The organism is Terriglobales bacterium, from assembly GCA_035567895.1.
Lineage (GTDB): Bacteria > Acidobacteriota > Terriglobia > Terriglobales > Acidobacteriaceae > Gp1-AA112.
This window is the reverse complement of record DATMPC010000090.1, coordinates 23,109-48,440: the sequence shown is the minus strand read 5'-3', so window position 1 is coordinate 48,440 and position 25,332 is coordinate 23,109. Positions and strand designations below refer to the sequence as shown.

Genomic DNA, 25,332 nt, shown 5'->3' with positions numbered 1-25,332 from the left:
GTTGATCCAAGGACGAAAAGGAGCCTTGAAGCCGATGTACAGGTGTTTTCAATCGCAGCTCAGAGCAATTGCGCTGTTCTCGATCGCCACTATCCTTCCGTTGGCCGCGGCAGCGCAAGGCAGCGCCGCGACCCAGCAGAACGCTGCGGCACAACAGAGCGCTGCGGCACAACAGAAAGACCAAAGCGCGCAAAACGCACCGAGCGCTTCAATCGTGGAAGCTCCGACTCCAGCACCTTCGGAACGGTCGGCAACTACTGATTCGGAGGTTGTGGGCAAGGTCGATTTCTCCAAGCCTCGAAAGTCTTTCCCAAATCTGTTTGCTCCGTACGAGGGACGCACTCTGTCCTCGCCCAAGCTGCACAATTCGGCACGCATCAATCAGCTCATCAAAGATGGCAAGCTCATGCTGTCCCTTAACGATGCAATCGCATTAGCGTTGGAGAACAACCTCGACTTGGCGATCGCTCGCTATAACCTCAACATCGCCGATACCGACATTCTGCGTACGAAAGCCGGAGGGAGCGTTCGCGGCGTTGCCAGCGGCTTGGTGCAGGGAACTCCGGGCGGAGGCATCGGCGGTTTCGGCAGCGGCGCTCCGGGCGCGGGCGCAGGTGGAACTTCAGGCGGTGCCGGCGGCGCCGGAACGGGTGCGGGCGGCCTGGTGACATCGACGATCGGAGCAGGCGCACCAGTAAATTCCTACGATCCACAGATCACAACCAACTTCAATGTTGAGCACGGCGTATTCCCGATTGCGAACCAGGTGACGTTCGGCGTGCCGTCGGTCCAACAAAATACGGCGAATGCCAACATGAGTTATCAGCAGGCATTCCCTACTGGAACCGCAATTGACTTTGGCGTGCAGAACAGCCGGCAAACCACCAACGGGCGTTTTACGGACCTGGTGCCCGCGCTCAACTCAGCCTTTCGCTTCACTCTCACGCAGCGCTTGCTGTCCGGATTTGGACTCGGGCCAAACCTCCGGTTCTTGCGAATTGCGAAGAATAACCGTGAGGTCACCGACATCGCATTTCGCAACCAGGTGATCGCAACTACAACGCAGATCGAGAATATTTACTGGGATCTGGTGAACGCCGTGGAAGACGTGCAGGTGAAGCAACGTTCGCTTGCTCTGGCGCAGAAGACCCTCGAAGACGACAAGAAACAGGTAGAGCTGCAGGCGATCGCTCCGATTGAAGTGACACGCGATGAAGCCGTGGTGGACTCCAGCAATCAGGATCTGATCATTGCGCAAACCAATCTTCAGCTTCAGGAACTCCTGATGAAGAATGCGGTCACACGAAACCTGAGCGATCCGGAGGTAGCCTCGGCTGCGCTGGCTCCGACGGACACGATCGTCGTTCCGCAAAACGAACCGGTAGTTCCCACGCAAGACCTCGTCGCCGAGGCTTTGTCACACCGTCCGGAGCTGGCCGAAGCGCGAATCGATATGACCAACCGTCAGATCTCGCGTAAGGCTGCAAAGAATAATTTGCTCCCATCGCTGGATTTTGTGGCCTTCTACGGAGGATCCGGGCTCGCTGGTGTTCCAAATCCGGGCTTGGTGTCGAATTCCGGACTGCCGATCACCGGCTTTGGAGATGTTTTTACGCGCACATTTAATGGCAGCTCCCCCGATTATTCTGTCGGATTCAACCTGAATATCCCCCTACGCAATCGAGTTGCGCAGGCCGACCAGGTTCGTTCCGAATTGGAATTTGGGCAGGCAGAGCTGCATTTGCAGCAGCTTCAGAATCAGGTGGGTATCGAAGTCCGCAACGCGCAGTTTGCGCTCACGCAGAATCGTGCCCGCGTCGTCTCCGCTCGCAAGGGAGTGGACGTGGCGCAACGCACTCTGGAAATCGAGCAGAAGAAGCTCGCCTTGGGAGCTTCCACCAGCTTGCAGGTGCTGCAGGTGGGTCGCGATCTCGCGGTTGCAGAGTCGAATCTCGTAACGGCGACTACCGCTTACGCGAAGTCGCGGGTGGAACTCGACCGCGCCATCGGTGCTACGCTTGTGAATAATGGCATCAGCATCGAGGACGCGGAGAGCGGCATCGTGCACGCGCCGCCACATATGGCGGGAGTCGCGCCAGCGAGCGCACAGGAATAGGCAGGAAGCCGGGTTGATTCCATGGAGGAGTAATGCCCATTAGTAGCGTGGAACCGGGTGAAATCACGTCGACAAGTGCCCCCGTGGTTCCCCGAATCCTCGTAGCGGACGATCAGGCAGACGTGCGCGAGGCGCTTCGCCTGTTGCTGAAGGGCGAGGGCTATCGCATTGATACGGTCGCTTCGCCTGAAGCGGTGATGGAGGAGCTTGCCTCCGAAGAATTCGACATTCTGCTTATCGACCTAAACTACAGCCGCGACACGACATCCGGCGAAGAAGGTCTGGCTCTTCTTTCAAAAATTCAGGCACTGGATAGCACTCTGCCGGTCATCGTGATGACAGCGTGGGGCAGCGTCAACATCGCGGTGGAGGCCATGCGCCGCGGTGCTCGAGATTTCATACAGAAACCGTGGGAAAACGAGCGGCTGGTGAGCATTCTGCGGACTCAGGTGGAACTCAGCCACGCCCTGAAGCGCGCGCAACACCTGGAGGCCGAGAATCGTCTTCTCCAGGCGCAAGGTCGACCTACGTTCATTGCCGAATCCAAGACTATGCAGCCGGTGCTGGAACTGGTGGCGCGTATCGGGCCCAGCGACGCCAATGTTCTCATCACTGGCGAGCACGGAACGGGCAAGGAGGTCGTTGCCCGAACTTTGCATATGCTCTCCGGACGCTCCTCGCGGCCGATGGTGACGGTGAATACCGGTGGCCTCCCCGAAGGAACATTCGAGAGCGAATTGTTTGGACACGTGAAGGGCGCGTTCACTGACGCCCGCACCGATCGCATCGGACGCTTCGAGCTGGCAGACAAAGGCACAATCTTTCTCGACGAGATCGCCAATGTGCCCATCAAACAGCAGGCCAAGCTGCTGCGTGTGCTCGAAACCGGAGAGATGGAACGTGTGGGCTCATCGAAAACGAAGAGCGTGGATGCCCGAGTACTTTCGGCGACCAATGCAGACCTGAAAGTGGAGTGCACCAAGGGAACGTTCCGCGCCGATCTTCTCTTCCGCCTCAATACAATCGAGATCCATCTACCTCCGTTGCGCGACCGTCGCGAAGACGTTCCCCTTCTGGCGCAGCATTTCCTTAAGGGCTATGCGCAGCGTTATCGCAAGCAGGTGTTCCGTTTCGATCCTGCCGCGATGCAGAAGATGCTCGAGTACTTCTGGCCGGGGAACGTGCGCGAACTGGATCATTCCATTGAGCGCGCCGTTTTGCTATGTCAGGGTGAATCGATCCGTCCAAGCGACTTGGGGTTGAGCGATAAACGCGAGAGCACGACTTCGATGGAAGAGATGAGCCTTGAGGAAGTAGAATCGCTGCTCATTCGGAAGACGCTGTCCCGCTATTCTGGGAACATCAGTCACGCGGCAGAGGCGCTCGGCTTGAGCCGGAGCGCGCTCTATCGCCGCATCCAGAAATATGGCCTCTGAGCTCGACATCTTCGGGCATACCGTAGCGACATCTTCTCAGCGCAAAAAGAAAAAAAAGATGAGCTTCGAGAGGCGCTTTGTGTTGTATGCGCTTTTCGCTGGCCTGTTTCCTTTAGGTGTTTGCGAGCTGATGCTTTGGCTCGGCAACTTCTCCTCGCAGACCCAATGGACGCTCACCTTCTTCCTGGTACTCGCCTGGCTTATCGGCGCTTTCTCACTGCGGGCTCAGGTGGTTCGCCCCATGCAAACACTCTCCAACATGGTAGCCGCGCTGCGCGAGGAGGATTTTTCCTTTCGCGCGCGACGCGCCAGCCGCAACGATGCTCTCGGTGAGCTTGTTCTCGAGATCAACGCTCTCTCAGATACGCTTCAGGGCCAGCGCCTCGGATCGATGGAGGCTGTCGCACTCCTGAAGAAAGTGCTGATGGAGATTGATGTTGCTGTCTTTACTTTCGATCCCCAGCAGCGGCTTCGCATCGTGAATCGCGCTGGTGAGCAGCTCATGGGCATGACCCAGGAGCGAATGATGGGACGCAGCGCTCATGAACTCCGTCTGGATAGCCTGCTCAACCAACCCGGCGGACGCACAATCCGGATGAGCTTTCCCGGCCGCGAAGGACGCTGGGCGATTCAACAGACTTCGTTTCGTGAACGCGGCGTGCCGCATCAACTGCTGCTTATCTCCGATCTCAGTCGTGCTCTGCGTGAGGAAGAGCGGCAGGCGTGGCAGCGCTTGATCCGGGTGCTTGGACATGAACTGAACAACTCCCTTGCGCCGATCAAATCGATCGCCGGGACTCTCCGTTCGTTAGCATCGCGCCCCAATCGTCCTGAGGATTGGAATCAGGATGTGGAACGTGGCCTCGAGGTAATCGAGAGCCGTGCTGACGCCCTGAGTCGCTTCATGCAGGCGTATACAAAGCTGGCCCGGCTCCCGGCTCCGACGTTCAGCAAAGTTCAAATTGGATCGCTTGTACGTCACGCTGCAGGAGTAGAGGCTCGCTTGCCGGTTGAAGTAGTGCCGGGTGACGAGGTCACGCTCGATGGCGATCCCGATCAGCTGGAGCAGCTGCTGATCAACGTCGTGAGGAATGCCGTGGACGCCTCTCTCGATCCTTCAATCCGCACCCCAGGTTCGGTGCAAGTTGGCTGGGGAGTGAACGGACTCTCCGTCGAGGTCTTCATTCGCGATCAGGGCCCCGGGCTGTTAAACAGCAACAATCTATTCGTACCCTTCTTCACCACGAAGTCTGGCGGAAGCGGAATTGGTCTGGTGTTGAGCCGACAGATCGCGGAGGCGCACGGCGGGACTCTTACGCTGGAAAATCGTAAGGACGTGCGTGGCTGCCAAGCCACGCTTCGTTTGCCGCTGGATTCTCACGCCACCTTGCAGTGAATGGCGACACAGGTGCGACGCGGCACGCTCTCGGCCTCCGAACCTTCAGGCGAAGCGTCAGTAATGTTCAGTCAACCCATCCCGTGAAACTGTCGCCCTTTCCCTTTTCCCAACGAAGCCTTAGCATATCCGTTTCGATTTCATTGTTGGAGCCATACTGATGAGCCTTGTTCTGCGCCGGTTGTGCGTTATCTCCTGCCTGTTGCTTCTTCCGACGTCTTTCCTTTCCGCGCAAAAGTCCTCGAAAAAGAAAAATGCTCCTACAGCTGAGGTACCTTCTGCTGCCCCAGCTACAGTTGCGGAGGGGAAGGCGAAGACTGAGGAGGATCCGCTATTCAAGGGTCTTAACTGGAGATTGGTGGGCCCATTTCGGGGCGGACGGGTGCTCGCGGTCTCCGGAGTAGTTGGCGAACCCAACACCTATTACTTCGGCGGAGTTGGCGGTGGCGTGTGGAAGACAACCGATGGCGGACTGAATTGGGGTCCGATGTCGGACAAAGAGAAGTTCTCATCCGTTGGAGCCATCGCAGTGGCTGAGTCGGATCCGAATGTCATCTACGTCGGCACCGGCGAAGCATGCATTCGCAACAACATCCTGCAAGGCAATGGGATGTACAAGAGCACCGATGCCGGCAAGACCTGGCACGCCGTCGGACTCGAAGATACGCGTCACATTGGCCGCCTTGCCATTCACCCAAGGAATCCCGATATCGTTTTTGTGGCGGCTTTGGGACATGCCTACGGACGCAACGCAGATCGGGGGGTGTTTCGCTCGACCGACGGAGGCAAGACCTGGCAGAAGGTCCTTTACAAGGACGATCAGACCGGAGCGATCGATGTAGTCTTCGATCCGTCGAATCCTAGCGTCCTGTACGCGGCATTGTGGCAGGCATACCGCACGCCGTACTCAATGGTCAGCGGCGGCGCAGGCAGCGGGCTCTATCGCTCAGCCGATGGCGGCACCACATGGCAGCAAGTCAAAGGCAACGGCTTCCCTACTGGAGGAGTTCTAGGAAGAATCGGCGTTGCCGTTTCCGCAGAACCAAACCGCGTGTATGCGTTGGTCGAAAACGACAAAGGTGGCCTGTATCGCTCCGACGATGGTGGCGAACACTGGCGCTTGATCAACGACGATCATCGCTTCCGCCAGCGCGCCTGGTACTACACGCACGTCTTCGCCGACCCGAAGAATCCTGATGTCGTCTACATCCTCAACACGGGATCGTATCGCTCGATCGACGGCGGCAAGACCTTCACTCAGCTCACCACGCCGCATGGTGACAATCACGGATTATGGATCGACCCTACTAATCCAAAGCGCCTGATCAACTCGAACGATGGCGGCGCGGACGTCAGCACCGATGGCGGTCTGCACTGGACATCGCAAGACAACCAGCCTACCGCGCAGTTCTATCACGTGATCGTCGACAACCAGTTCCCATATCGTATTTACGGCTCACAGCAGGACAATACCTCGGTCGGCATAGCCAGCGCCACGAACCATTTTGGGATTGATCGCACTGACTGGAACCCGGTAGGCGGATGCGAAAGCGGATATATCGCTCCCTATCCGAAGGACGCCAACATCGTATACGCAGGCTGCTATGACGGCAGCATCACAGAATTCAATAAGGAACTGGGCACGGAGCGTGAGATGAACGCTTGGCCACTGAATCCTATGGGTCACGGCGACGTAGATCTTAAATATCGATTTCAGTGGACCGCACCGATCGTGATCTCTCCACACGATCCCAATGTGATCTACCACGGCGCTCAGGTGGTGTTGAAGACGACGGACCGCGGGTATCACTGGCAGGAGATCAGTCCTGACCTCACGCGCAACGACAAGCGCACACAGCAGTCGTCGGGAGGCCCAATCACTCAGGACAACACCAGCGCCGAGTACTACGGAACCGTCTTCACGATTGCCGAATCACCGTTGCAGGCAGGAGCGATCTGGGCCGGCAGCGACGACGGACTCGTTCACATCACGATCGATGGCGGAAAAAATTGGGCGAACGTGACACCCAAAGATCTACCGGATGCCGGCAATGGACCGATCTTTCACTACAGTCGCATCAGTCTGATCGAATCTGGACACTTCAATGCTGGAACAGCGTATGTCGCCGTCGATCGTCATGAGTCGGACGACTGGGGTCCCTATGCATTCAAGACTACTGACTTCGGCAAGAGCTGGAAGCGAGTGAGCGGCGATCTTCCGGCGGGAGCCACGGTGCGCGCCATTCGCGAGGATCCAAAGCGGGAAGGTTTGCTGTATGCCGCTACTGAAATCGGTGTGTACGTGTCTTTTGACGACGGTGCGCACTGGCGATCTTTGCAACGCAATCTGCCCATGAGTTCGATGCGCGATCTGGCGATCACCGACCGTGACCTTGTGGTCGCCACTCACGGCCGGGCTTTCTGGGCGCTTGACGACATTACGCCTCTTCGTGAATACAAGGCCGACCAGGCGAACGCGGACATGACCCTGTACAAACCGTCGACTGCGTATCGCTATTTTGGCGGCGGTTTTGGGGGCGGTGGCGGCGGACGCGGCGGCAACATCGGTCAGAATCCTCCGAGCGGCGCAATTATTTACTACACGCTGAAGACCGCTTTGAATCCAGAGAAGCCCGAGGGGTCTAAAGAAGGGCAGCAAGCTACGGCGGCAACGGAGGCTGCGCCTACAGCTACACAAGAAGCAGCCGCCGCGAAAGAACCTGGAACTCCGCAAGCTAACGCACCAACTGGCGCGAAGACGGAAGCGCAGAAACAGGAGTCCACCCGCGAAGTTTCCGGCGCAAAACCAAAAGAGGAACATGTCACTGTCGAGATCCTCGATGCCGGCGGCAAGGTAATTCGTACTTTCCCGCCGAAGCAGCCGAGCGTAACTGAAGCGCAGAGTGAAGAAGCGGGCGAAGGCTTTTCCCGCCAGCAGCCGGCAAATCCAACTGGAAACGCTGGACTCAATCGCTTTGTGTGGAATCTGCGTTATGAGGATTCCACCAAGGTTCCGGGCGCGATTCTCTGGGGTGGAAGCAATTCGGGTCCAGTTGCAGTTCCGGGAAGCTATCAGGTACGTCTCACGGTGCGTGGTAAGAGCTACACCCAGCCACTTGAGATCAAAGGCGATCCGCGCCTCCAGGTGACGCAAGCCGATCTGCAAAAGCAATTCGACCTGCTTCTCCAAATTCGCGATCAAGTGAGCAAGGTAGACGATGCCGTGAATCAGATCAACAGCGTAAAGAAGCAGATCGACGATTTGGACAAGCGCCTGCCCAAAGATGATCACGGCAAAGCGGTTCGCGACGCCGGCAAGAAATTGCAGCAGAAGATCGATCCAATTCAGGACGCGCTGATCCAGTCAAAGGCCAAGAGTTCGCAAGACGTCCTGAACTATCCCATCCGGCTCAACAACGAACTTGTAGCTCTGGCGGGATCCGTATCTACTGCAGATGCGGCACCTACAGGACAGTCTTACCAGGTATTCGACATGTTGAAGCAGCGCAGCGATGAGCAGGTTGGGCGATGGGATCAGGTTGTAAAAAATGACATTGCCGCGTTCAACCAACTAGTTCGTCAGCAGGATGTTCCGGCGATCATCCTGGATACGTCTGCCTCGGCTGCCAGTGGGCCATCATCCAGTCCAAATCCTGATGAAGCTCCAAATACGGAGGAAAGGCAGTAAAAGAAAGATGAAACCTTTGTAGCGTGATTGGAGTATTAGTCTGCAAAAGGAGAAGGCGCACGTGACCACCCCCCGATTGCGTCTGAGCCTCGTTCTGTTCATCTCCTGCGGAACGCTGCTACATGCCGGCCGTGTTCAACCGAGCCAGGAGATCAGTGACGGTATCTTTCATCTCAGACCGCAGCGACCCGTGGAGGTGTTGCGGGCGGAAGCCCTACAAGCCGTCCCTCCTGTCGAAGCTGGCCCGTTCCGCAGTCCCGATCTGGTCGAGGTGGTAAAGCTCGACCCCACGATCAAGCTCGACATTCGTTACGCAACTAACCAGAACTTTCTCGGTACGCCGATGTATTCGCAGGCGCGGGCCTTCCTTCAGCGCCCGGCAGCCGAGGCCCTGATACGCGCGAATCAGAAATTACATGCGGAAGGCTATGGAGTCGTGATTCACGATGCCTATCGTCCCTGGTACGTGACCAAAATGTTTTGGGACGCCACGCCCGATGACAAAAAGATTTTCGTTGCCGACCCGGCAACCGGCTCCAAACACAATAGGGGCTGTGCCGTCGACCTGAGCATTTACGACTTGAAGACGGGTCGGGAGGTATCAATGCCCAGTATCTACGACGAGATGACACCCCGATCCTTTCCCGAGTATCCGGGTGGTACCGCGGAAGAGCGACAACATCGCGCCACGCTGCGCGGCGCAATGGAGTCAGAAGGGTTCACGATATACCCGAACGAGTGGTGGCACTACGACTACAAAGACTGGAAAGAGTATCCGATCATGAATGTCCGCTTTGAAGACGTGGGTGGTGGACAAGGTGGCGCGAGAGCCAGCAAAACACAGCGCGCAGTGCAGTAACCATCCGAGCCCTTGGTTGCCGTTTCAGCACAGCCATCCTGGTCTGTGCTGCAAAGCAGAGCTTAGTTCGTCAAGGTGCCAGGCGCATTCGTTTCGGTAAGCGTTGCCAGTGCGCGATCATGTAAGCGCCTTAAAACGGGCCCAGAGATTGCCGCCCCAAACAATGCCGTTGCCATGTCCTCCTGCGTGTCCCACGGATCGCCTTGCGTTCCCAAAAAGGCATTGGCTGAAGCGCCTCCAATCACCGCAGACTGCCACTCGATCAACTCGTATAGTGCGCTAATGCCGAGACACATGGCTATGCAGAAGAAAATTCGCCAACCCCTGGTTCTGAAGATCCTCCGCCGAATCGCGACTTCTCGCGCAACTATGTATGGCACGAATCCCTGCGCAAAGTGACCGACACGATCGTAATCGTTACGAGCGAGATGAAAGTGGTCGCGAATCCAGTTGAAGAGTGGAACTTCGGCATAGGTATAGTGCCCGCCGACAAACAGAATCCCGCAATGCAACACGATCAGCGTGTATACCAGTGTCGTAAAGCGAAAGCGGTTGTAGATGGCCAGTAGAGCTGCCATACCGAACACGGCGGGGAACACTTCCAGCGTCCAGGTTAGATAGTCGTGAGGACGAATCGCCGACCAGATCAGCCAGATTGCCCAAACAAAGAGCAGGAACAGATGCGAACCGGGAACTCGAGACTCGTGAGGAACAGCGGAGGCGGCTGTGCTCATTGGATTTGGCGTTGTTGCATCTTACCAGCTACGCAAGGCAACGCCACGCTAATCCAGGACTAAAAGAGAGAGACAGCCAACTAATGCGCAGTGGCCAACTTCGCCAGCACACCGTACGGCGATTTCTCCGGTGTGACCATGGCCTGTTTCGCAACGATTAAGGTCTGTTCCAACGCAAACTGACCTGACAGAACAGCGTGACTCACCATGTCGGTATAGACCATCCAGCTAGAACCCGGAGGGAACTCCCAATGCTGCTTAGGGCACTTTTGCTGAAAGCCTGAGTTCTCTTTCAGATAATTGTGGAAGCGCATCATGAAGTCGTCGTAGGGCGAGCGTTTCAATGACGGAACCAGCGCTCCGAAACCAATCGTTGCCAGCGCGCGTTTCATGGCGGGCATCGACATCGATGAAGGAAGTTGCACTGAGCTGCCGCCATTCAGCTTGCCTGCACGCATCTTTTCCACGAGCACATCGAAGGTGTCCGTTGTGATCCAGTTCCGCGTCTTTTCTGGATTGATGTTGTTGAAGAAGCGCAGAATGCGATCGCCGTGCGTCGGGCGAGTGGGAAAGGCGTCGGTGTGTAGCAGGTCGTTGCGCTTCCGCAGAGCTAGATCCCGCCCGGCTTCTTCCTCCGGGCGATAGCTGGCATAGTCCACTTTCCACTGCGACCGGTACGGCCCAAGGAATCCGCCCAGGAAATCGATCACATCTTTTGAGTATCGAGACATGATCCTGCGGAGACGCTCAGCCGTTGAGGGTTCCGCCGACTCGAAGCCGGTAATGCGATCTTCCAGTGGGCGATAGGCAATGTTTTTATGGAAAGTGCCGAAGACGTGTTGATGCCCGAGTAGAAAGTCGAGATCGTCCTGCGCAATCTTGATTGGAGTCTCGGGAAAGAAGATGATGTCGCCGGTTTCGAGTTGCGCGCAGTACTCCCGTAGCCGCTCTGGACTCCGAGTCGTTGCCGTAAGCTCCGCAGTGGGAATGGTGATGAGTTGCATCGTTATCTGCGATTGCGTTCCCGAAAGAAGAAGATTAGCGATCCTACCAGCGCGATCACAAAAATGCCCAGGGCCGAAGGCGCCGCAAAGTATCGATACGCAATCGAGAAGTCGAGCGCTTTACGTCGTACGACGCTGAGGATGGCCAGGATCGCTATCGCCGATGCGTTCAAGATAAAGAATGAGATTACTGCCAAGCCCAGCGCTGTAGCGCAGGACTTCAGAAGTGTGTAAAGAACCGACGGACGGCGCTCAAGAATCAAAGCTGAGGGAACGCGGATCTCCTTCATCTCAATCGACGACATATTCATATCTTAATCAACTGCGCGACGGGGACGATTGATCGAGGACATGACAGAGTAACTTTACCGATTCGGCTGCACTTCGGGCGGAAGCTCCTGACGTTTGCGGCGAGTAAGGACAAAGGGCCGACGTCGCCGGCGCTCCGAAGCTTTTCGGTCAATCTTCGACCAGAACGCCACAAAGTAATCGACGGCCGAGACGATGGAAACCCCTACCATGAACCAGATTGCCAAGTGCGCAATCAGATCCAAGGGGAAGATGAACGGTCCAATGTCCCAGGTAAGCCAACGATGGTCAAGAATCGCGGCTACCACGCTCACGATCTGCACTACCATTTTGAGTTTTCCCAGACCGCTCGCCTCAATGGTGAAACCCTCGGAGGCTGCAATTCCGCGCAACCCACTGACCAGAAATTCGCGCCCGATGATGATTACGGCCATCCAGGCCGGAACGATGCGCGGATTGAACTGGACGAGTGAGATAAAGGCCGCGGCAATCATGAGCTTGTCTGCCAAGGGATCAAGCAGCATCCCGATGGTCGTAACCTGGCCCCTTTTGCGCGCTAGATAACCGTCGAGACCATCGGTAATCGAGGCTAAGATAAAAAGCGCAGACGCCACTAACTCCTTCTCGCCCTTCCAGCTCGAGAAAGCACTGCCCGAGAGGAGCCACAGGAAGATGGGCACACTAAAAATTCGGCTGAGCGTAATGTAGTTGGGCAGATTCACTCGTGGACCGGGCTCTAGCCCCTGATTATCCGCCACAGGCATATCGATAGCAAACACAACGTCTTTTCACGACGAAAACGCTCAGGCCCCAGAAAAGAACCAACTAAACCCACTGTTCTCCGTGTCGCCATGGTGAAATATTCAGGCGAGGGGATGATGAAGAATTCACCACTGCAGCAGCACCTGATCAACCTGCTCAATTTTGAGGGCGCACATGTCGGCTTCGATGAAGCAGTCCGTGGGCTCGCGCCCAAACTGCATGGTAAGAAGATGAAAGCATTTCCGCACACCGCCTGGCAGCTGGTCGAACACATGCGGATTACTCAATGGGACATTCTTGAATTTACCCGAGACGCCGCGCACGTCTCGCCGAAATGGCCTGAAGGTTACTGGCCGGAATCCTCGGCACCTTCAAGCGAAGGAGCGTGGAAAAAGAGCATTGCTGCATTTCGTCATGATCTTGACGAGATGAAGAAGCTGGTGGCCGAAGCGGATGAGCAACAGCTTTATGCGCCCATCTCGCACGGGGATGGGCAGACGCTGCTCCGCGAAGCATTCCTCATTGCTGATCACAATTCGTATCACCTTGGGCAGCTGGTGATGCTCCGAAAAATGCTCGGAGCATGGAAGTGATTTTCAATGCCTACGCCAACTCACACATCTTAAGGATTGGTAGGGATTTGGCACTTCGTTCGGAATGACAGGACTAAAGAAGCTAATATGCCCTAAGCCGCCGCGCCTCTCTGACCACGTCTTCCACTTTGGGAAGGAAAAACTTTTCCAATGGAGGCGAAAACGGCACGGGGGTATCCAGCGACGCGATGCGCGTGATAGGCGCATCGAGATCGTCGAAGGCCAATTCGTTGATTACCGCGGCAATCTCCCCAGCAAGACCACCGGTTTTCGTGTCCTCGTGCAGGACAATCACGCGATTGGTCTTCTTCACCGTGTTCGCAATGGCCTGCTTGTCGAGCGGCGCGACCGTACGTAAGTCGATGATCTCAAGCTCGATTCCTTCCTTCGCCAGGAGGTCTGCGGCTTCCTGTGCCACATAAACCATAGCCGCGTAAGTAATCACGCTTACATCGCGTCCTTCGCGATGAGTGCGCGCCCTACCGATCTCGACGGTGTAGTCTTCGGCTGGCAGTTCTTCCTTAATGCGCCGATAGAGAAATTTGTGCTCGAAGAAGAGGCAGGGATTATTGTCCCGAATTGCAGCCTTGATCAGTCCCTTGGCATCCCGGGCAGTTGCTGGGCAAATCACTTTCAGTCCCGGGGTATGCGCGTAGTAAGTTTCGGGGTTCTGCGAGTGGAAGGGGCCGCCGCTTACACCGCCGCCTGAAGGGCCGCGAAGCACCAGCGGTGCGGGAGCATCCCAACGATAGTTCGCCTTGGCAACCATGTTGATGATCTGGTTGTGTGCGCAGCTGATGAAGTCCATGAACTGGAATTCGGCCACGGGACGCATGCCAGTGAGCGCCGCGCCGAAGGCCGCGCCCACGATGGCAGTTTCAGCAAGTGGAGTGTCGATTACGCGCTCCCCGCCAAAGTGATGAATAAACCCCTCGGTGACCTTGAACGCGCCACCGTAGACACCGATGTCTTCGCCGATGCAGAAGACGGCAGGATCGCGCTCCATCTCTTCCCAGATGCCTTCGCGAATTGCTTCGAGATATGTAACGGGTGCCATTATCGGAAATGCGCCACGTCGCTGGCTGCACTTAACTTCTTCGTCTCCACTTTTTTCACTTTAGGCTTGCCGTACAGAAAAGGAATCTCAGCAGAGTTATCACAGAAGACGCGTTCGCCTGCCGTTGAGCCTTCCGGATACGGAGAGGCATCGGCAAAGTCGCGGTCCTCATCGATCTCTCTCTGCGTCGACGCGATCAAGTCGCTATTCTCTTTCGGAGTGAGCCAGCGCTTCTCCAGTAGATACTTCTCCATACGAGTAATCGGATCGCGTTTCTTCCAGTATTCAAAGTATGCAGGGGGAACGTAAGCGGCTACGTCGTGCATCGCGTGTCCGCGCATGCGCATCATCTTGGCTTCGATGAAAGTCGCGCCTTCTCCCGCATAGGCCCTTTGCGCTGCTTCATAAGTGAGGTCGTACACCTGGTTGGGATCGGTCCCGTCGACGATAAATCCTGGAACGCCGTAGCCTATCGCACGATTTGCGAGATCTTTGCACGCGACCTGACGATCCACGGGCGTCGAATAAGCCCACAGATTGTTTTCGACGATGAGAATCACGCCAAGCTTCTGGACTGCCGCGAAATTAAAGCCCTCGTATGTCGGACCTGTCGACTGTCCTCCATCGCCCACCCAGGTAAGACAAGCGATCTCTTTACCCTGCAGTCGAGCGCCGAGCGCAACTCCCGCCAGGACAGGGATCAGATCTCCGAGCATTGAGATTGGCGCAGCAATGTGACGCTGACGCTTGTCCCCAAAATGGGAACCGGCATCCCGTCCGCCGGTGGGCGCGCCAGACTTGGCCATGTATTGCATCATCAAGTCGCGCGGCTTGAATCCTCGAACCAGCAATGCCCCTTGGTTGCGAATCAGAGGACCGATCCAATCTCCTTCACGCAGTGCGTATGCTGAGGCGCAGGAACATCCTTCCTGGCCCAACCCGAGGTACACACCGCCTACGACCTTCTGCTGTTTGAAAAGGTTCTCAAGCGTCTGCTCCATCTTGCGATTGAGCAGCATGTAGCGATAGATGTCGATGCTTTGCTGCTTGTTCAGGTACTTCGATTCGCGCAGCGGTGGGGGCTCTGCGGAGAGATCGCCTTCAACGCCGTAGCGGAATTGCCCGTCAACCCATTCTTCTACCGTGTGGCAATCCAGAACCTCGAGACGATAATCAGGAATACCGTGCGGGTTTCTGCGGATAGGGTACTTCCCGCTAGACGCTCCATTGCGACGAGAGCCGTTGGCGGCGGAAATCTTAGAGCGGGAGCTTTTGCGAGTGGCTTTGATCGGCGTCTTAGGTTGCGATTTGCTCTCGCTCTTCTTCATCGGGGAGTCTCGTTTGTGCCGGTGGCGAGAGATTCCTCACGCCAGTCGTACACGAATCAGGCGAGAAAAATTTCGTCTTCGCTGCCGAGCTGAGGAGCCTTCTGCTCGCGACGCACTTCCCGAAGGTTCTTCGGAACCTGCAAGGGAACCCCTATTGTAGTAGATGGATCACTCTCGGAAGCGCTGTTCTCCTGCGGCTCACCGGTGTTTAATAGCGCGTTGAGAGACTCGAGCCAGAGCATCTGCTGCGAGAAGACCCTCCCAAAGTTGAGGGACACACAATGAGCAACCGCTTCCATAGTCGGAACAGGGAGTTTGTTCGCAAGTTCATTGGCAATGGAAGTTACCGGCCGATCGCTAATGCCACAGGGAACAATCAGCTTGAAAAAGTCTAGGTCGGTTGTGACGTTGAGAGCAAACCCGTGACTTGTTACACCTCGGGAAATATGGACGCCAATGGCAGCGATTTTCTTCTGCTCGCCCATTGGTGATTGTGGCACAGCCGCCCCCGTCTGTGAGCTGTCCACAGAGCAACTCTGCGAATTCGGACCTTGCGTCCAAACTCCAGTGAGCCCGCAAATGCGTTCGGACGGAATTCCTAGATCACCACAAGTCCGAATTAATGCTTCTTCGACACGTCGCACGAACTCAACAGCCCCGATGCGCGGCGAAAACCCTCTGAGGTCAAAGATCGGATAGCCCACAAGTTGACCAGGGCCGTGAAACGTAATGTCTCCGCCTCGATTGCTCTCAAAAAGCTCGACGCCGCGCTCCTTCAAGAGATCAGAGGACGCCAGCAGGTTCTTCTGGCTGGCATTACGGCCGAGAGTAATGACAGGCGGATGTTCGAGAAGAAGCAGAACATCGGGAATGCTTCCCAGCTTGCGTAGCTCTATCAGAGTGCTCTGTAGGCGCAGAGCCGTACCGTAATCGATGGTTCCAAGATGGAGGATTGAGATCAAGGTGATTACAAGAGTTGCTTGAATTCATCGATAGTCATTCCCGAATCCCGAACGATCGCGCCCATAGTGATGGCGTGTACCGGATTGTGGCGTGGGATTACGAGGATGCGATCGCCTTTCGTCATTATGATATGTTTTCCTTGTCGCCTCACTATGAAACCAGCCTTTTCAAAGGCTCGCACTGCTTGTAGGTGGTTGATGCCAGGAAGCTTTGGCATGCTCTAAGGCGCCACTTCAACTTCGCGCATTTCTCCCTCCTCGGCGATTTCCTTGGCGACCTCCAAGTATTCTTTGATCGCGATCTTGATGTTCTCCAGAGCTTCTTGTTCCGTAGCACCTTGCGACCAACAGCCTGGAAGGCCTGGGCAGCCGATAGCCACCCCTTCCTCGGTTTTGTGCAGGACGACTGGATATCTCATTTGTGTCTTCCTTCGGGACCTTGAAGTAAGCCCACACGTTTCAGGCCGTCAAGGTGAAACTGGATGGCCTCTCGCATATTCTCCCTCCACGTATTCTCTCGTTTTGCCCGTGAGGTGCAGCCGAGGAGGTCCAGAGAACGAAAGCCCAGTCGCAGTCGGCTCGACTATGAATTGTGTAAGGCATTTTTTCACATTCTACTTCTGAGCAAAGCTTGTTCATCAGCCATCGAACTGTCCGGGTGCGGTCATAATAGGTAGTGGCGTGAAGCGCAGCCGAAAACAATGACTGAGCCGAATGATGCTCGGCGCATCCATCTGGAACGCATCAAATATTGATCGCCTTGCCTTCCACGCTGCTGAAGCCATCAAGCAACGCCTCGTATAACGTCGGATGAGCGTGAATCGTGAACATCATCTCCTCCACGGTGGCCTCAAGCTGCATAGCGGTCACGGCTTCGGAAATCAGCTCCGTGGCTAGTGGGCCGATGATGTGCACGCCCAGGATTTCGCCGTACTGCTCTTCCGATACGACTTTGATGAAACCGTCATGGTTGCTGATGATGCTGGCCTTCGAGTTCGCGGAGAACGGAAACCTGCCAATCTTGATTTTGTAGCCCTTCTCTCGCGCTTGGGCTTCGGTCAGTCCCACGCTGCCGATCTGAGGTTCGCAGTAGGTTGCGCCCGGAATCAAATTACGCTTTACTGGACGCGCATATTTGCCCGCTATCTTGGCCACAGCAACCATTCCTTGCATGGCGGCAACGTGGGCCAATTGCGGCATGCCCACCACAATGTCGCCTATTGCATATATGCAGGGCTCGTTGGTCTGCATCCACTCATTCGTCGGAATGAAACCGCGCTCGGCTTTGATCTTGGTCTTGTCGAGTCCTACATCTTCGGTCTGCGGCGCTCGCCCGATGGCGATCAATACCTTCTCCGCCTCCAGTTTCTGCTGCTTGCCATCACTGCTGGTAAAGGTGACCGAGGCTCCATCTTTCGTCTTCTCGACCTTCTCTACCTTCGCCCCGAGATGACAATTGATGGCGCGTTTTTTGTAGACGCGCAGCAATTCCTTGCTTACGTCTTCGTCTTCGACAGGCACAAGCCGCGGCAGAGCCTCGATTACGTTCACGTCAGTTCCATACGACTTGTAAATCGAAGCAAACTCAACACCTACTGCGCCGGATCCGATCACGATGAGTGACTTGGGAATCGTTCCAAGGGAGAGGATCTCGATATTGGTCAGGATCGTCGGATCAGGCTTTAGCCCAGGAAGCATCCTGGCCTCCGAACCCGTAGCGATGATCGCGTTCTTAGCCTGAATTGTGCTCTTCTTCCCGTCACCGCCAGTTACTTCAATATCAAGCAGGCCATTTTTTACGGGGCCTGTGAGGCGTCCGTAACCGGAAATCGTCGTCACCTTGTTTTTGCGCATGAGGAACTCGAGTCCCTTCGTATGCTTGGCGACGATCTTGTTCTTTCGATCCTGAATCGTGCCCCAATTCACTTTCATGCCATCGACGTTCTCGATGCCGTGCTCCTTCGCAGCTTTGAAGTGATCATAGATCTCGGCATCGAACAGAAGGCTCTTGGTGGGAATGCAGCCGACGTGCAGGCACGTGCCACCCAGTTTGGGGTCTTTCTCGATGAGTGCGACTTTTAGTCCATACTCTCCGCCGCGAATTGCGGCCGTATAGCCGCCCGGTCCGGAGCCGATAATGGCTACGTCGTAGATAGTCTCTGGCAATTGTGACTCCGTCTTACTTGTTGGGAATTGAGCTAGAAGACAAACATTAGATTGTAGCAAGCGGGATTTGGTCGCAGCCGGGCGGTGATCGCCAAGCGTTCAGTCTAAAGGACTGAATTGCTCAGCTTTCTGCCTCGGCTGTTGGTTGGAATGCCGGCTGCGATTGTCAAAAAGGAAAGCCGCTCACCTTGGTGAGCGGCTTTCACTATCTCTTACGACCTACCTAGACTACTGTCCGCCGTCCAGTGATCAGGTTGACGATCAACACGATCACGGCCACGATCAACAGTAGGTGGATCAAACTGCCAGCCACATGGAAGCTGAATCCCAAAAGCCAGAGAATCAGCAAAATGGCAAAGATTGTCCAGAGCATATCCGCCCTCCCTCTTTAGAAGTCCTCGCACGAATAAGATGGGGCCGCTCTGATTGGTGTTGCTAGATGAGTAAATACTTTCATTTAGTACTCGAGCGAGTAACTCCAGGCAACTCCACGGACAGCAACTCCGGATGCGAACGACGGAGGCGGCCGGGATCGCAGAAAATCCCTACATTCGCCTACGACATAAGTTTGGCTGCGTCCTTAGCGAAATAAGTGAGGATGGTTCCTGCGCCGGCACGGCGGATGGAAAGCAAGGACTCCATAATGACGCGCTCGCGGTCGAGCCAGCCATTCTGGGCGGCCGCTTGGATCATGGCGTATTCGCCGGACACTTGGTATGCGCAAATGGGAACATCGAAGCGTTCTCGCGCTTGGGCGATCACGTCCAGATATGGCATCGCAGGTTTCACCATAACCATATCGGCACCTTCCTCAAGATCCGTCTGGATCTCGCGCATCGCTTCGCGCAGGTTGCCGCTGTCCATCTGGTAAGAGCGGCGGTCGCCAAACTGGGGAGCAGAATCCGCCGCCTCCCGAAATGGACCATAAAAACCCGAGGCAAACTTGGCGGCGTAGGACAGGATTGGCATATTTTGCAGTCCCGCCGCATCGAGCGCTGCCCGGATTGCCGCGACCCTACCATCCATCATGTCCGACGGTGCAACGATGTCTACGCCAGCTCTCGCCAATGAGACGGCAGTCCGAGCCAGGATTTCCAGCGTGGAATCATTCTCTATCTCAAACTCAGCCGATCGGGCAGGAGCGGCAGCCGTAGGACCGCGATCGCTTCGGACTACGGTTGCGGATGGTTTCTTGACGATGCCGCAGTGCCCATGTGACATGTATTCGCAAAGACAAACGTCTCCCAGCACGACCAATTCGGGAACTGCGCGCTTTATCGCCCGGGTCCCACGTTGCACGATGCCGTCGTCTGCCCAGGCTCCTGTGGCCTGTTCATCCTTCGTCTCCGGAAGCCCGAACAGGATGACCGCCGGGATGCCCAGCCCATGAGTTTCTTGCGCTTCCTTGACGGCCTCATCGACCGAGAGATTGAAAACACCCGGCATCGAGCCGATGGCCTTGCGCACACCTTCACCAGGACACACGAACAACGGGTAGACCAAGGACTCGGGAGTCAACCGAGTCTCGCGCACCATGGAGCGTAGGACCTCGTTCTGACGAAGTCTGCGCAATCGTGTAACCGGGAAGGCCATGAGGAAATTGTATTTGAACCCCAGGTGTTCGGCGCCAGGCAGCTAATACCAGAAAGCAAAAGAATACGACGCCAAGTGCGCATGATCTTTCAACTCACCTTGGTAATCAATAGCCGGGCCGCGTATCCGTTGTACAATCCGCCCATTCAGGGGCACGGTCTGCCCGAATCGGCCACGTGGCTTCCCGCGACCAATTCGTTACGCGACATCCGTGGCTTACCGCCTTGGTGGCTCTTGTCGCAGTACAGATTGCCAGCTCCGGCACTCTGAAAGGGCAAACACTCGCTGCGTTTGCCGACATGCTCCAGTTCACCATCATGGTCGCGATGGTCATCGGCGCTGCTATCAATATCCGGCCAAATAGGGGATCGGCTCGCGGTTTCTGGGTGCTGATGACCGTCAGCGCGTTGATGTGGACTGCAGACTACGCGACCTGGGTTTATTACGAAGTGATTCGCGGTGTCCACATGCCGGTGCCGCAACCGGGTGACACACTTCTGATCCTGCACGTAGTGCCGATCCTGATGGCACTGGCCTTAGTGCCACATCGCGTGCCTAAGAGTAGATCAGCTCTCTCGAATAGTCTTGAGTTGTCTTTGATTGCCTGCTGGTGGGTGTACCTGTACTTCCAGTTCGTTTTTGTCTGGCAGTTCATGACATACACTGCCCCGGCATTTCATCGAAACTTCAATCTGCTGTATCACGCCGAACTCGCTACGTCGATCATTGCTCTGTTCTATTTCGCTCAACAAAGCCACGATGGCTGGCACGAAATCTACAATCACTACCTCATTGCTTTCCTGATTTACGCACCTTCCTCAGCGATCATTAACATCCTGATCCAGCAGGATCTATATGAGAGTGGAGGGTTGTGGGATCTTCCACTCACAGTCTCAATCGCCTATCTGGCTTGGATCGGATTCCGTGCTTACAAACTTAAGCTCGAACCGGAACGAATTACCAGTGAGATCCAGCCGAGGCTCGCGGTTCCAGAATGGGCGGCCACGATAGCTGCTACAAGCATTCCTGCCATCGCTCTTTTCTCTTTTGAACGCCTGCACGATCCGCCGGGCGTTCGCCATTTTCGCATTGCGCTCAGCTTTGCCTCGATGGTCTTGATCGGCATCCTGATTTTCACTCGACAGCAGCTTCTGAATCTCCGGTTGGCGGTGTTGCTCACCGATTCCCAGCGTGCCCTTAGCAGCCTGGAACGCTTGCAGACCCAGGTGATGCAGACGGAAAAGCTGGCCTCAATCGGACGGCTAGTTTCAGGGGCAGCTCATGAACTGAACAATCCACTCACAGCTATTTTGGGATATTCGGAGCTGATCGCCTCTGACCAGGAGGTTCCTGCAGCGCCGCGTGGATTCGCCGAGAAGATCGGGCAGCAGGCACGCAGAACCAAGAATCTGGTGTCAAGCCTTCTGTCATTCGCACGTCAAACTCCCCCGCAAAAGCGGCTCACGGATCTCAACTCACTGGTCAATAATGCGTGTCAATTGAGATTGGCAAGCATGCCAACAAAGCTTTCGCTGGTACGCGACCTTCAGTCCGACCTTCCTCTTGTACTGGGTGATGACAATCACTTGTTGCAGGTTTTCTTGCACGTGCTAAACAACGCCATAGACGCAGTGGCAGAAGTGGGCGGAGGAGAGATCATCGTGCGCACGCAAGCGGGCGGCGAAAACGTTGTGCTTGAGGTGTGTGACAGCGGTCCTGGAATTGCCGAGCCTGCGCGAGTTTTCGATCCGTTCTACACGACCAAGCCGCTGGGACAAGGTTCAGGTCTCGGTCTGAGCGCCTGCTACGGGATCATCCAGGAGCACGAAGGAGCGATCGAGTGTTTTAACCTCCAGCCGCGCGGAGCCATGTTCCGCATTACCCTTAAGGCCGTCGCCAAACCAGCGCCTTCGGAAGCGGTAGCGGCTTCATAAATCGACCCACCCAAATCCAGAAACAAGGAAAATAACAGGAGATATTTCGAGTTTCACTCGAAAGTTATCGAATTCTGCCCAAAATACTCAAATTTTGCTCAAAAGCACGGATTGATCAGGGAATTCTGTGGATTTCCTCGCAAGCCGCGATCAACGAAGTAGTTAGTGCCCTTCAGCGCGGGATTCAAAAAAATAACAGGGAATTATCAGTGGACTTCCGCTGCTGAAGCGACATTCCGCAGCCTCGTTCTAGCGCATCAGAGGTACTCGTCGCGATATATCTCCTGAAGGCACGCTAGAACAGAATCGATGGGTTTCTGGCGGAGGGCCGGCACCCCGCTGCGCTGGTAGCATAACCTTCATGCCGCCTCACTGGAGCGAGCGCCTCCTCGAATTTGACCGCATGAGCGAGATTCTGCTCGCCTACTGCGGCTCCGATCTTGGACGGCAGCGGGTTACGAGACTTCATCCGGTTACAGACATCGACTGGATCCGGCAGCAGCATCAGCTCACAGAAGAAGTCCGGCAATTTCTACAAGCGGGGGGCGCGTTTGAGTTCCGCGGGCTTACCGACAATCGCGAACTTCTAAAGAAAGCCGGCATTGCAGGTGCGGCACTTGAAATCGCGGAACTGCGTGAGGTTCTGCTATTGGCGGACCGCGCCGATGAATGGCGCGCGCTGGCTTTAAGTCCGCCTGCTTTCCTGGAGGGAGGCTGGCCGGCGATTCGCAACCTCTCCGAGCGCCTGGCAGACTTTACACCGTTGCTTCGCTTTTTCCGGGGAAAGATCCTTCCAGACGGCACACTCGACGACCGCGCTTCTCCGGAACTCGCACGATTGCGGCGTGAAGTGGAAAAACAGAAACGCGAGATTCAGACTTCGCTCCGCAGCTATTTGCGACACCTAGCTGAAGGCGGAGCCGTGCAGGAAGAACTGGTCACGATTCGCGGCGAACGCTTTGTAATTCCGGTGAAGGTCGATCAAAAGCGACGTGTGAACGGAGTCGTTCACGGTACGAGTTCCAGCGGACAAACTGTGTTCGTCGAGCCTCTTGAAACTATCGAGCAGAACAACGAACTTGTCCGGCTCCTCGAGGAAGAGAACGCAGAGATTCATCGCATTCTGCTCGAAATGACAGCCCACCTCGCCGAAAATGCCGATGCGCTGGAGCAGGCGCTCGATATTCTCTCCGAAATTGAGTTGCAATTCGCAAAGGCCCGTTTCGCCCACGATTTCGCATGTGTTCGTCCGAGCTTGCATGAGGACCAAGAATCGGAGGCGGAGCAGAAGCTCTTGTTGATTCAAGCTCGCCATCCCGTCTTGGAACGTAATCTCAAGCTGCGAGATAGGCGGATAGTTCCGATGTCACTCAGCCTTGAGGGCAATGATCGCCAGCTCATTATCAGCGGACCGAATACCGGTGGAAAGACAGTCGGACTCAAAACGGTTGGGCTGATCGTGCTGATGGCGCAATCGGGAATTCCCGTGCCCGCCGAATCTGCCGAGCTTCCGGTCTTCGACGCCGTCTTTGCCGACATCGGGGACTACCAGTCGATCGAGCAGAACCTGTCGACGTTCTCTGCGCATGTGAACAACATTGATTTCATTTCCAAAACGGCCACGGCACGATCGTTGGTTTTGCTCGACGAGCTGGGTTCAGCAACCGATCCGGAGGAGGGCGCGGCGCTGGCGGTGGCGATTGCAAAGCATTTCCTCGATCTGGGAGCAACGAGCATCATCTCTACGCACCACACCGCGCTCAAGGTCTACGCGGCGAATACACCGGGCGTGGTAAACGCAGCAGTCGGATTTGACGAGAAGACGCTGCAGCCTACCTACGAACTCAAGGTTGGAGTTCCCGGAGCCTCCGCAGGCATCAACATCGCGCAACGGTTAGGCCTCAATTCTCAAATCATTTCTGCAGCACGGCAGCGCCTTGCCGGACAAACCCAAGACATTGCTCGCTTCCTCGATCAGCTCCATCAGCAACTCGATGCAGTTGAATCCCAGCGCGCCGAGCTGCGCCGGGGTGAACAGGAGGTCGCGCGGGAACGCAGCCGCCTGGAATTGGAGGGACTGAAGGAAGAACGTCAGCGAGTTCGCGAGATGGAGAAGAAGCTGGAAACCCTGTTGCGCGAATTCGAATACCAGGCTCGAGAAGCGGTGAATGCGGTACAGGACCGCGCAGCAGCGCAGAAGGTATCGAAAGACGCGGAGCGGCGCATTACTCGCTTGCGCCGTGAGTTCAAGGAGCAGCTCGATTCCACCGTGGTTGCGCACCGCACGGGAGCGGACCGAGGCGATCCTGATGCGCGTCCCGGGGAAGTGAAACACGTCACCGAGGGTGATACCGTGCGCTTGAAGTCGCTTGGCCGCGATGCGATCGTGAAGCGCAAGATCGACGAGAACACATTCGAAGTAGAAGCCGGGATCATGAAGATGCGGGTTCCGCGCTCCGATATCGCGAGTGTGGTTAGGACCGCAGTACCGGAGCGAGCCGAAACGCCAGTCGCTGCAGCGCGAGCTCGCGGAATTTCGATCTCACTCAAGAATGAAGACGACGATCTGAGCATGGCCAGCGAAATCAACGTGATCGGACAGACGGTCGACGATGCCACGCGCGAAGTGGAAAGGTTCGTAGATCGCGCCTTCCTCGCCGGCATGCCGCGAGTACGCGTGGTTCACGGCAGTGGCATGGGCATTCTGCGCAAGGCGCTGCGCCAGTTCCTTAAGACACATCCTCATGTAGCGATGGTGACTGAGCCTCCACAGAATGAGGGCGGCGCGGGCGCGACCGTCGTCGAGTTGAGGGTGTGATGGCACGAACGCCCGAGTCAGAATCCCCACACGGTTTTTATTGCTCCAATTGCAAGGAATTCCATCCAGGTTTGCCGTTCAGCTTTGGCACAGATTCACCAGACAATTATGCGGAGATAGATGAATCTGATCGCCCCCAGCGTGCTGTACTTTCCTCGGATCAATGCATCATTGATGAAAGGGAGTTCTACATCCGGGGCATCGTGGAAGTGCCAATCATAGGCTTTGCTGACAATTTTCTTTGGGGCCTCTGGGTAAACGTCTGGCCAAACGACTTCGAAAGGATTCATGCGAACTGGGAAACACCTGGACGCGAAGAGTTGATTGGGCCTTTCAAAGGTAGACTCGCGAACGGCTTGCGCGACATCTACCAGCCGAGCCTCGCCAATCTAAAGTGCACTATCAGAATTCAACCGATCCATCAGCGCCCGACGATCTTTATCGATGAGCCAAGCCATCCGCTAGCGATTGAACAGCGCAACGGAATCACTTTAGAGCGGGTTCAACACCTCGCAGGCAGGTTGGTGCACCGGATGGGCAATATGAATTCTGATTCGAAACACTGAGACATTCATGG

The 25,332-nt window shown here is 55.9% G+C and carries 21 protein-coding genes; 9 read left to right on the top strand and 12 right to left on the bottom strand.

Annotated elements, in window-relative coordinates; genetic code table 11:
- Nucleotides 1-34: 34 nt before the first annotated feature.
- The 5 genes from VNX88_18825 (at nt 35) to VNX88_18805 (ending at nt 9,495) form a co-directional block, all read left to right on the top strand.
- Entirely contained in the window at nt 35-2,116 is a 2,082-nt protein-coding gene (locus VNX88_18825) for a TolC family protein (GenBank protein HWY70729.1), read from the top strand.
- A gap of 32 nt (nt 2,117-2,148) precedes the next feature.
- Entirely contained in the window at nt 2,149-3,552 is a 1,404-nt protein-coding gene (locus VNX88_18820) for a sigma-54 dependent transcriptional regulator (protein HWY70728.1), read from the top strand.
- Entirely contained in the window at nt 3,542-4,948 is a 1,407-nt protein-coding gene (locus VNX88_18815) for an ATP-binding protein (GenBank protein HWY70727.1), read from the top strand. The genes VNX88_18820 and VNX88_18815 overlap by 11 nt, the downstream gene beginning before the upstream one ends.
- Before the next feature lie 358 nt (nt 4,949-5,306).
- Nucleotides 5,307-8,636 carry a hypothetical protein gene (locus tag VNX88_18810; protein ID HWY70726.1) on the top strand — a complete coding sequence of 1,110 codons (3,330 nt, stop codon included), beginning with the start codon at nt 5,307-5,309 and terminating at the stop codon, nt 8,634-8,636.
- A 61-nt stretch (nt 8,637-8,697) separates the two neighbouring features.
- Nucleotides 8,698-9,495 carry a M15 family metallopeptidase gene (locus tag VNX88_18805; protein HWY70725.1) on the top strand — a complete coding sequence of 266 codons (798 nt, stop codon included), beginning with the start codon at nt 8,698-8,700 and terminating at the stop codon, nt 9,493-9,495.
- 62 nt (nt 9,496-9,557) lie between these two features.
- On the opposite strand, the gene VNX88_18800 is transcribed toward VNX88_18805, so the two are convergent.
- The 4 genes from VNX88_18800 to pgsA form a co-directional block, all read right to left on the bottom strand.
- Nucleotides 9,558-10,229, bottom strand: a complete 672-nt coding sequence (locus VNX88_18800; protein ID HWY70724.1) for a DUF2238 domain-containing protein — start codon at nt 10,227-10,229, stop codon at nt 9,558-9,560.
- An 80-nt stretch (nt 10,230-10,309) separates the two neighbouring features.
- A complete protein-coding gene (locus VNX88_18795) occupies nt 10,310-11,233 on the bottom strand; it encodes a Kdo hydroxylase family protein (protein HWY70723.1) in 924 nt (307 codons plus the stop codon).
- 2 nt (nt 11,234-11,235) lie between these two features.
- Nucleotides 11,236-11,538, bottom strand: a complete 303-nt coding sequence (locus VNX88_18790; GenBank protein HWY70722.1) for a hypothetical protein — start codon at nt 11,536-11,538, stop codon at nt 11,236-11,238.
- Nucleotides 11,539-11,598: 60 nt separating this feature from the next.
- Nucleotides 11,599-12,321, bottom strand: coding sequence for a CDP-diacylglycerol--glycerol-3-phosphate 3-phosphatidyltransferase (gene pgsA / locus VNX88_18785; protein HWY70721.1), 723 nt, complete (start codon nt 12,319-12,321; stop codon nt 11,599-11,601).
- A gap of 96 nt (nt 12,322-12,417) precedes the next feature.
- Between pgsA and VNX88_18780 the strand changes: the two genes are divergently transcribed.
- Complete coding sequence (locus VNX88_18780) at nt 12,418-12,897, top strand: DinB family protein (protein ID HWY70720.1); 480 nt, start codon at nt 12,418-12,420, stop codon at nt 12,895-12,897.
- Between the two features lie 82 nt (nt 12,898-12,979).
- On the opposite strand, the gene VNX88_18775 is transcribed toward VNX88_18780, so the two are convergent.
- The 8 genes from VNX88_18775 to hemB form a co-directional block, all read right to left on the bottom strand.
- A complete protein-coding gene (locus tag VNX88_18775) occupies nt 12,980-13,954 on the bottom strand; it encodes an alpha-ketoacid dehydrogenase subunit beta (protein ID HWY70719.1) in 975 nt (324 codons plus the stop codon).
- Entirely contained in the window at nt 13,954-15,282 is a 1,329-nt protein-coding gene (locus VNX88_18770) for a thiamine pyrophosphate-dependent dehydrogenase E1 component subunit alpha (GenBank protein HWY70718.1), read from the bottom strand. The genes VNX88_18775 and VNX88_18770 overlap by 1 nt, the downstream gene beginning before the upstream one ends.
- A gap of 56 nt (nt 15,283-15,338) precedes the next feature.
- Nucleotides 15,339-16,244, bottom strand: a complete 906-nt coding sequence (lipB, locus tag VNX88_18765) for a lipoyl(octanoyl) transferase LipB (GenBank protein HWY70717.1) — start codon at nt 16,242-16,244, stop codon at nt 15,339-15,341.
- Nucleotides 16,245-16,249: 5 nt separating this feature from the next.
- Nucleotides 16,250-16,462: a type II toxin-antitoxin system HicA family toxin gene (locus tag VNX88_18760; protein HWY70716.1), complete on the bottom strand. Its 213-nt coding sequence runs from the start codon at nt 16,460-16,462 to the stop codon at nt 16,250-16,252.
- Between the two features lie 3 nt (nt 16,463-16,465).
- Entirely contained in the window at nt 16,466-16,663 is a 198-nt protein-coding gene (locus VNX88_18755) for a type II toxin-antitoxin system HicB family antitoxin (GenBank protein HWY70715.1), read from the bottom strand.
- A 325-nt stretch (nt 16,664-16,988) separates the two neighbouring features.
- A complete protein-coding gene (gene lpdA / locus VNX88_18750) occupies nt 16,989-18,410 on the bottom strand; it encodes a dihydrolipoyl dehydrogenase (protein HWY70714.1) in 1,422 nt (473 codons plus the stop codon).
- A gap of 223 nt (nt 18,411-18,633) precedes the next feature.
- Nucleotides 18,634-18,783: a lmo0937 family membrane protein gene (locus tag VNX88_18745; GenBank protein HWY70713.1), complete on the bottom strand. Its 150-nt coding sequence runs from the start codon at nt 18,781-18,783 to the stop codon at nt 18,634-18,636.
- Between the two features lie 182 nt (nt 18,784-18,965).
- On the bottom strand, nt 18,966-20,003 hold the full coding sequence (gene hemB, locus VNX88_18740) for a porphobilinogen synthase (GenBank protein HWY70712.1): 1,038 nt from the start codon (nt 20,001-20,003) through the stop codon (nt 18,966-18,968).
- Between the two features lie 176 nt (nt 20,004-20,179).
- On the opposite strand from hemB, the gene VNX88_18735 reads away from it, so the two are divergent.
- The 3 genes from VNX88_18735 (at nt 20,180) to VNX88_18725 (ending at nt 25,321) form a co-directional block, all read left to right on the top strand.
- Nucleotides 20,180-21,937, top strand: a complete 1,758-nt coding sequence (locus VNX88_18735) for an ATP-binding protein (protein ID HWY70711.1) — start codon at nt 20,180-20,182, stop codon at nt 21,935-21,937.
- A 361-nt stretch (nt 21,938-22,298) separates the two neighbouring features.
- On the top strand, nt 22,299-24,755 hold the full coding sequence (locus VNX88_18730) for an endonuclease MutS2 (protein ID HWY70710.1): 2,457 nt from the start codon (nt 22,299-22,301) through the stop codon (nt 24,753-24,755).
- The gene (locus VNX88_18725) at nt 24,755-25,321 is read left to right on the top strand and encodes a DUF2199 domain-containing protein (GenBank protein HWY70709.1); all 567 of its coding nucleotides are present in this window, start codon (nt 24,755-24,757) and stop codon (nt 25,319-25,321) included. The genes VNX88_18730 and VNX88_18725 overlap by 1 nt, the downstream gene beginning before the upstream one ends.
- Nucleotides 25,322-25,332: the final 11 nt, after the last annotated feature.

Coding starts and splice junctions, on each gene's coding strand:
- VNX88_18770 (HWY70718.1), bottom strand. CDS start 15,282: ATGAAGAAGAGCGAGAGCAAATCGCAACCTAAGACGCCGATCAAAGCC.
- hemB (HWY70712.1), bottom strand. CDS start 20,003: ATGGCCTTCCCGGTTACACGATTGCGCAGACTTCGTCAGAACGAGGTC.
- VNX88_18800 (HWY70724.1), bottom strand. CDS start 10,229: ATGAGCACAGCCGCCTCCGCTGTTCCTCACGAGTCTCGAGTTCCCGGT.
- VNX88_18725 (HWY70709.1), top strand. CDS start 24,755: ATGGCACGAACGCCCGAGTCAGAATCCCCACACGGTTTTTATTGCTCC.
- VNX88_18825 (HWY70729.1), top strand. CDS start 35: ATGTACAGGTGTTTTCAATCGCAGCTCAGAGCAATTGCGCTGTTCTCG.
- VNX88_18755 (HWY70715.1), bottom strand. CDS start 16,663: ATGAGATATCCAGTCGTCCTGCACAAAACCGAGGAAGGGGTGGCTATC.
- VNX88_18730 (HWY70710.1), top strand. CDS start 22,299: ATGCCGCCTCACTGGAGCGAGCGCCTCCTCGAATTTGACCGCATGAGC.
- VNX88_18760 (HWY70716.1), bottom strand. CDS start 16,462: ATGCCAAAGCTTCCTGGCATCAACCACCTACAAGCAGTGCGAGCCTTT.
- VNX88_18780 (HWY70720.1), top strand. CDS start 12,418: ATGATGAAGAATTCACCACTGCAGCAGCACCTGATCAACCTGCTCAAT.
- VNX88_18820 (HWY70728.1), top strand. CDS start 2,149: ATGCCCATTAGTAGCGTGGAACCGGGTGAAATCACGTCGACAAGTGCC.
- VNX88_18775 (HWY70719.1), bottom strand. CDS start 13,954: ATGGCACCCGTTACATATCTCGAAGCAATTCGCGAAGGCATCTGGGAA.
- VNX88_18795 (HWY70723.1), bottom strand. CDS start 11,233: ATGCAACTCATCACCATTCCCACTGCGGAGCTTACGGCAACGACTCGG.
- VNX88_18745 (HWY70713.1), bottom strand. CDS start 18,783: ATGCTCTGGACAATCTTTGCCATTTTGCTGATTCTCTGGCTTTTGGGA.
- VNX88_18790 (HWY70722.1), bottom strand. CDS start 11,538: ATGTCGTCGATTGAGATGAAGGAGATCCGCGTTCCCTCAGCTTTGATT.
- VNX88_18815 (HWY70727.1), top strand. CDS start 3,542: ATGGCCTCTGAGCTCGACATCTTCGGGCATACCGTAGCGACATCTTCT.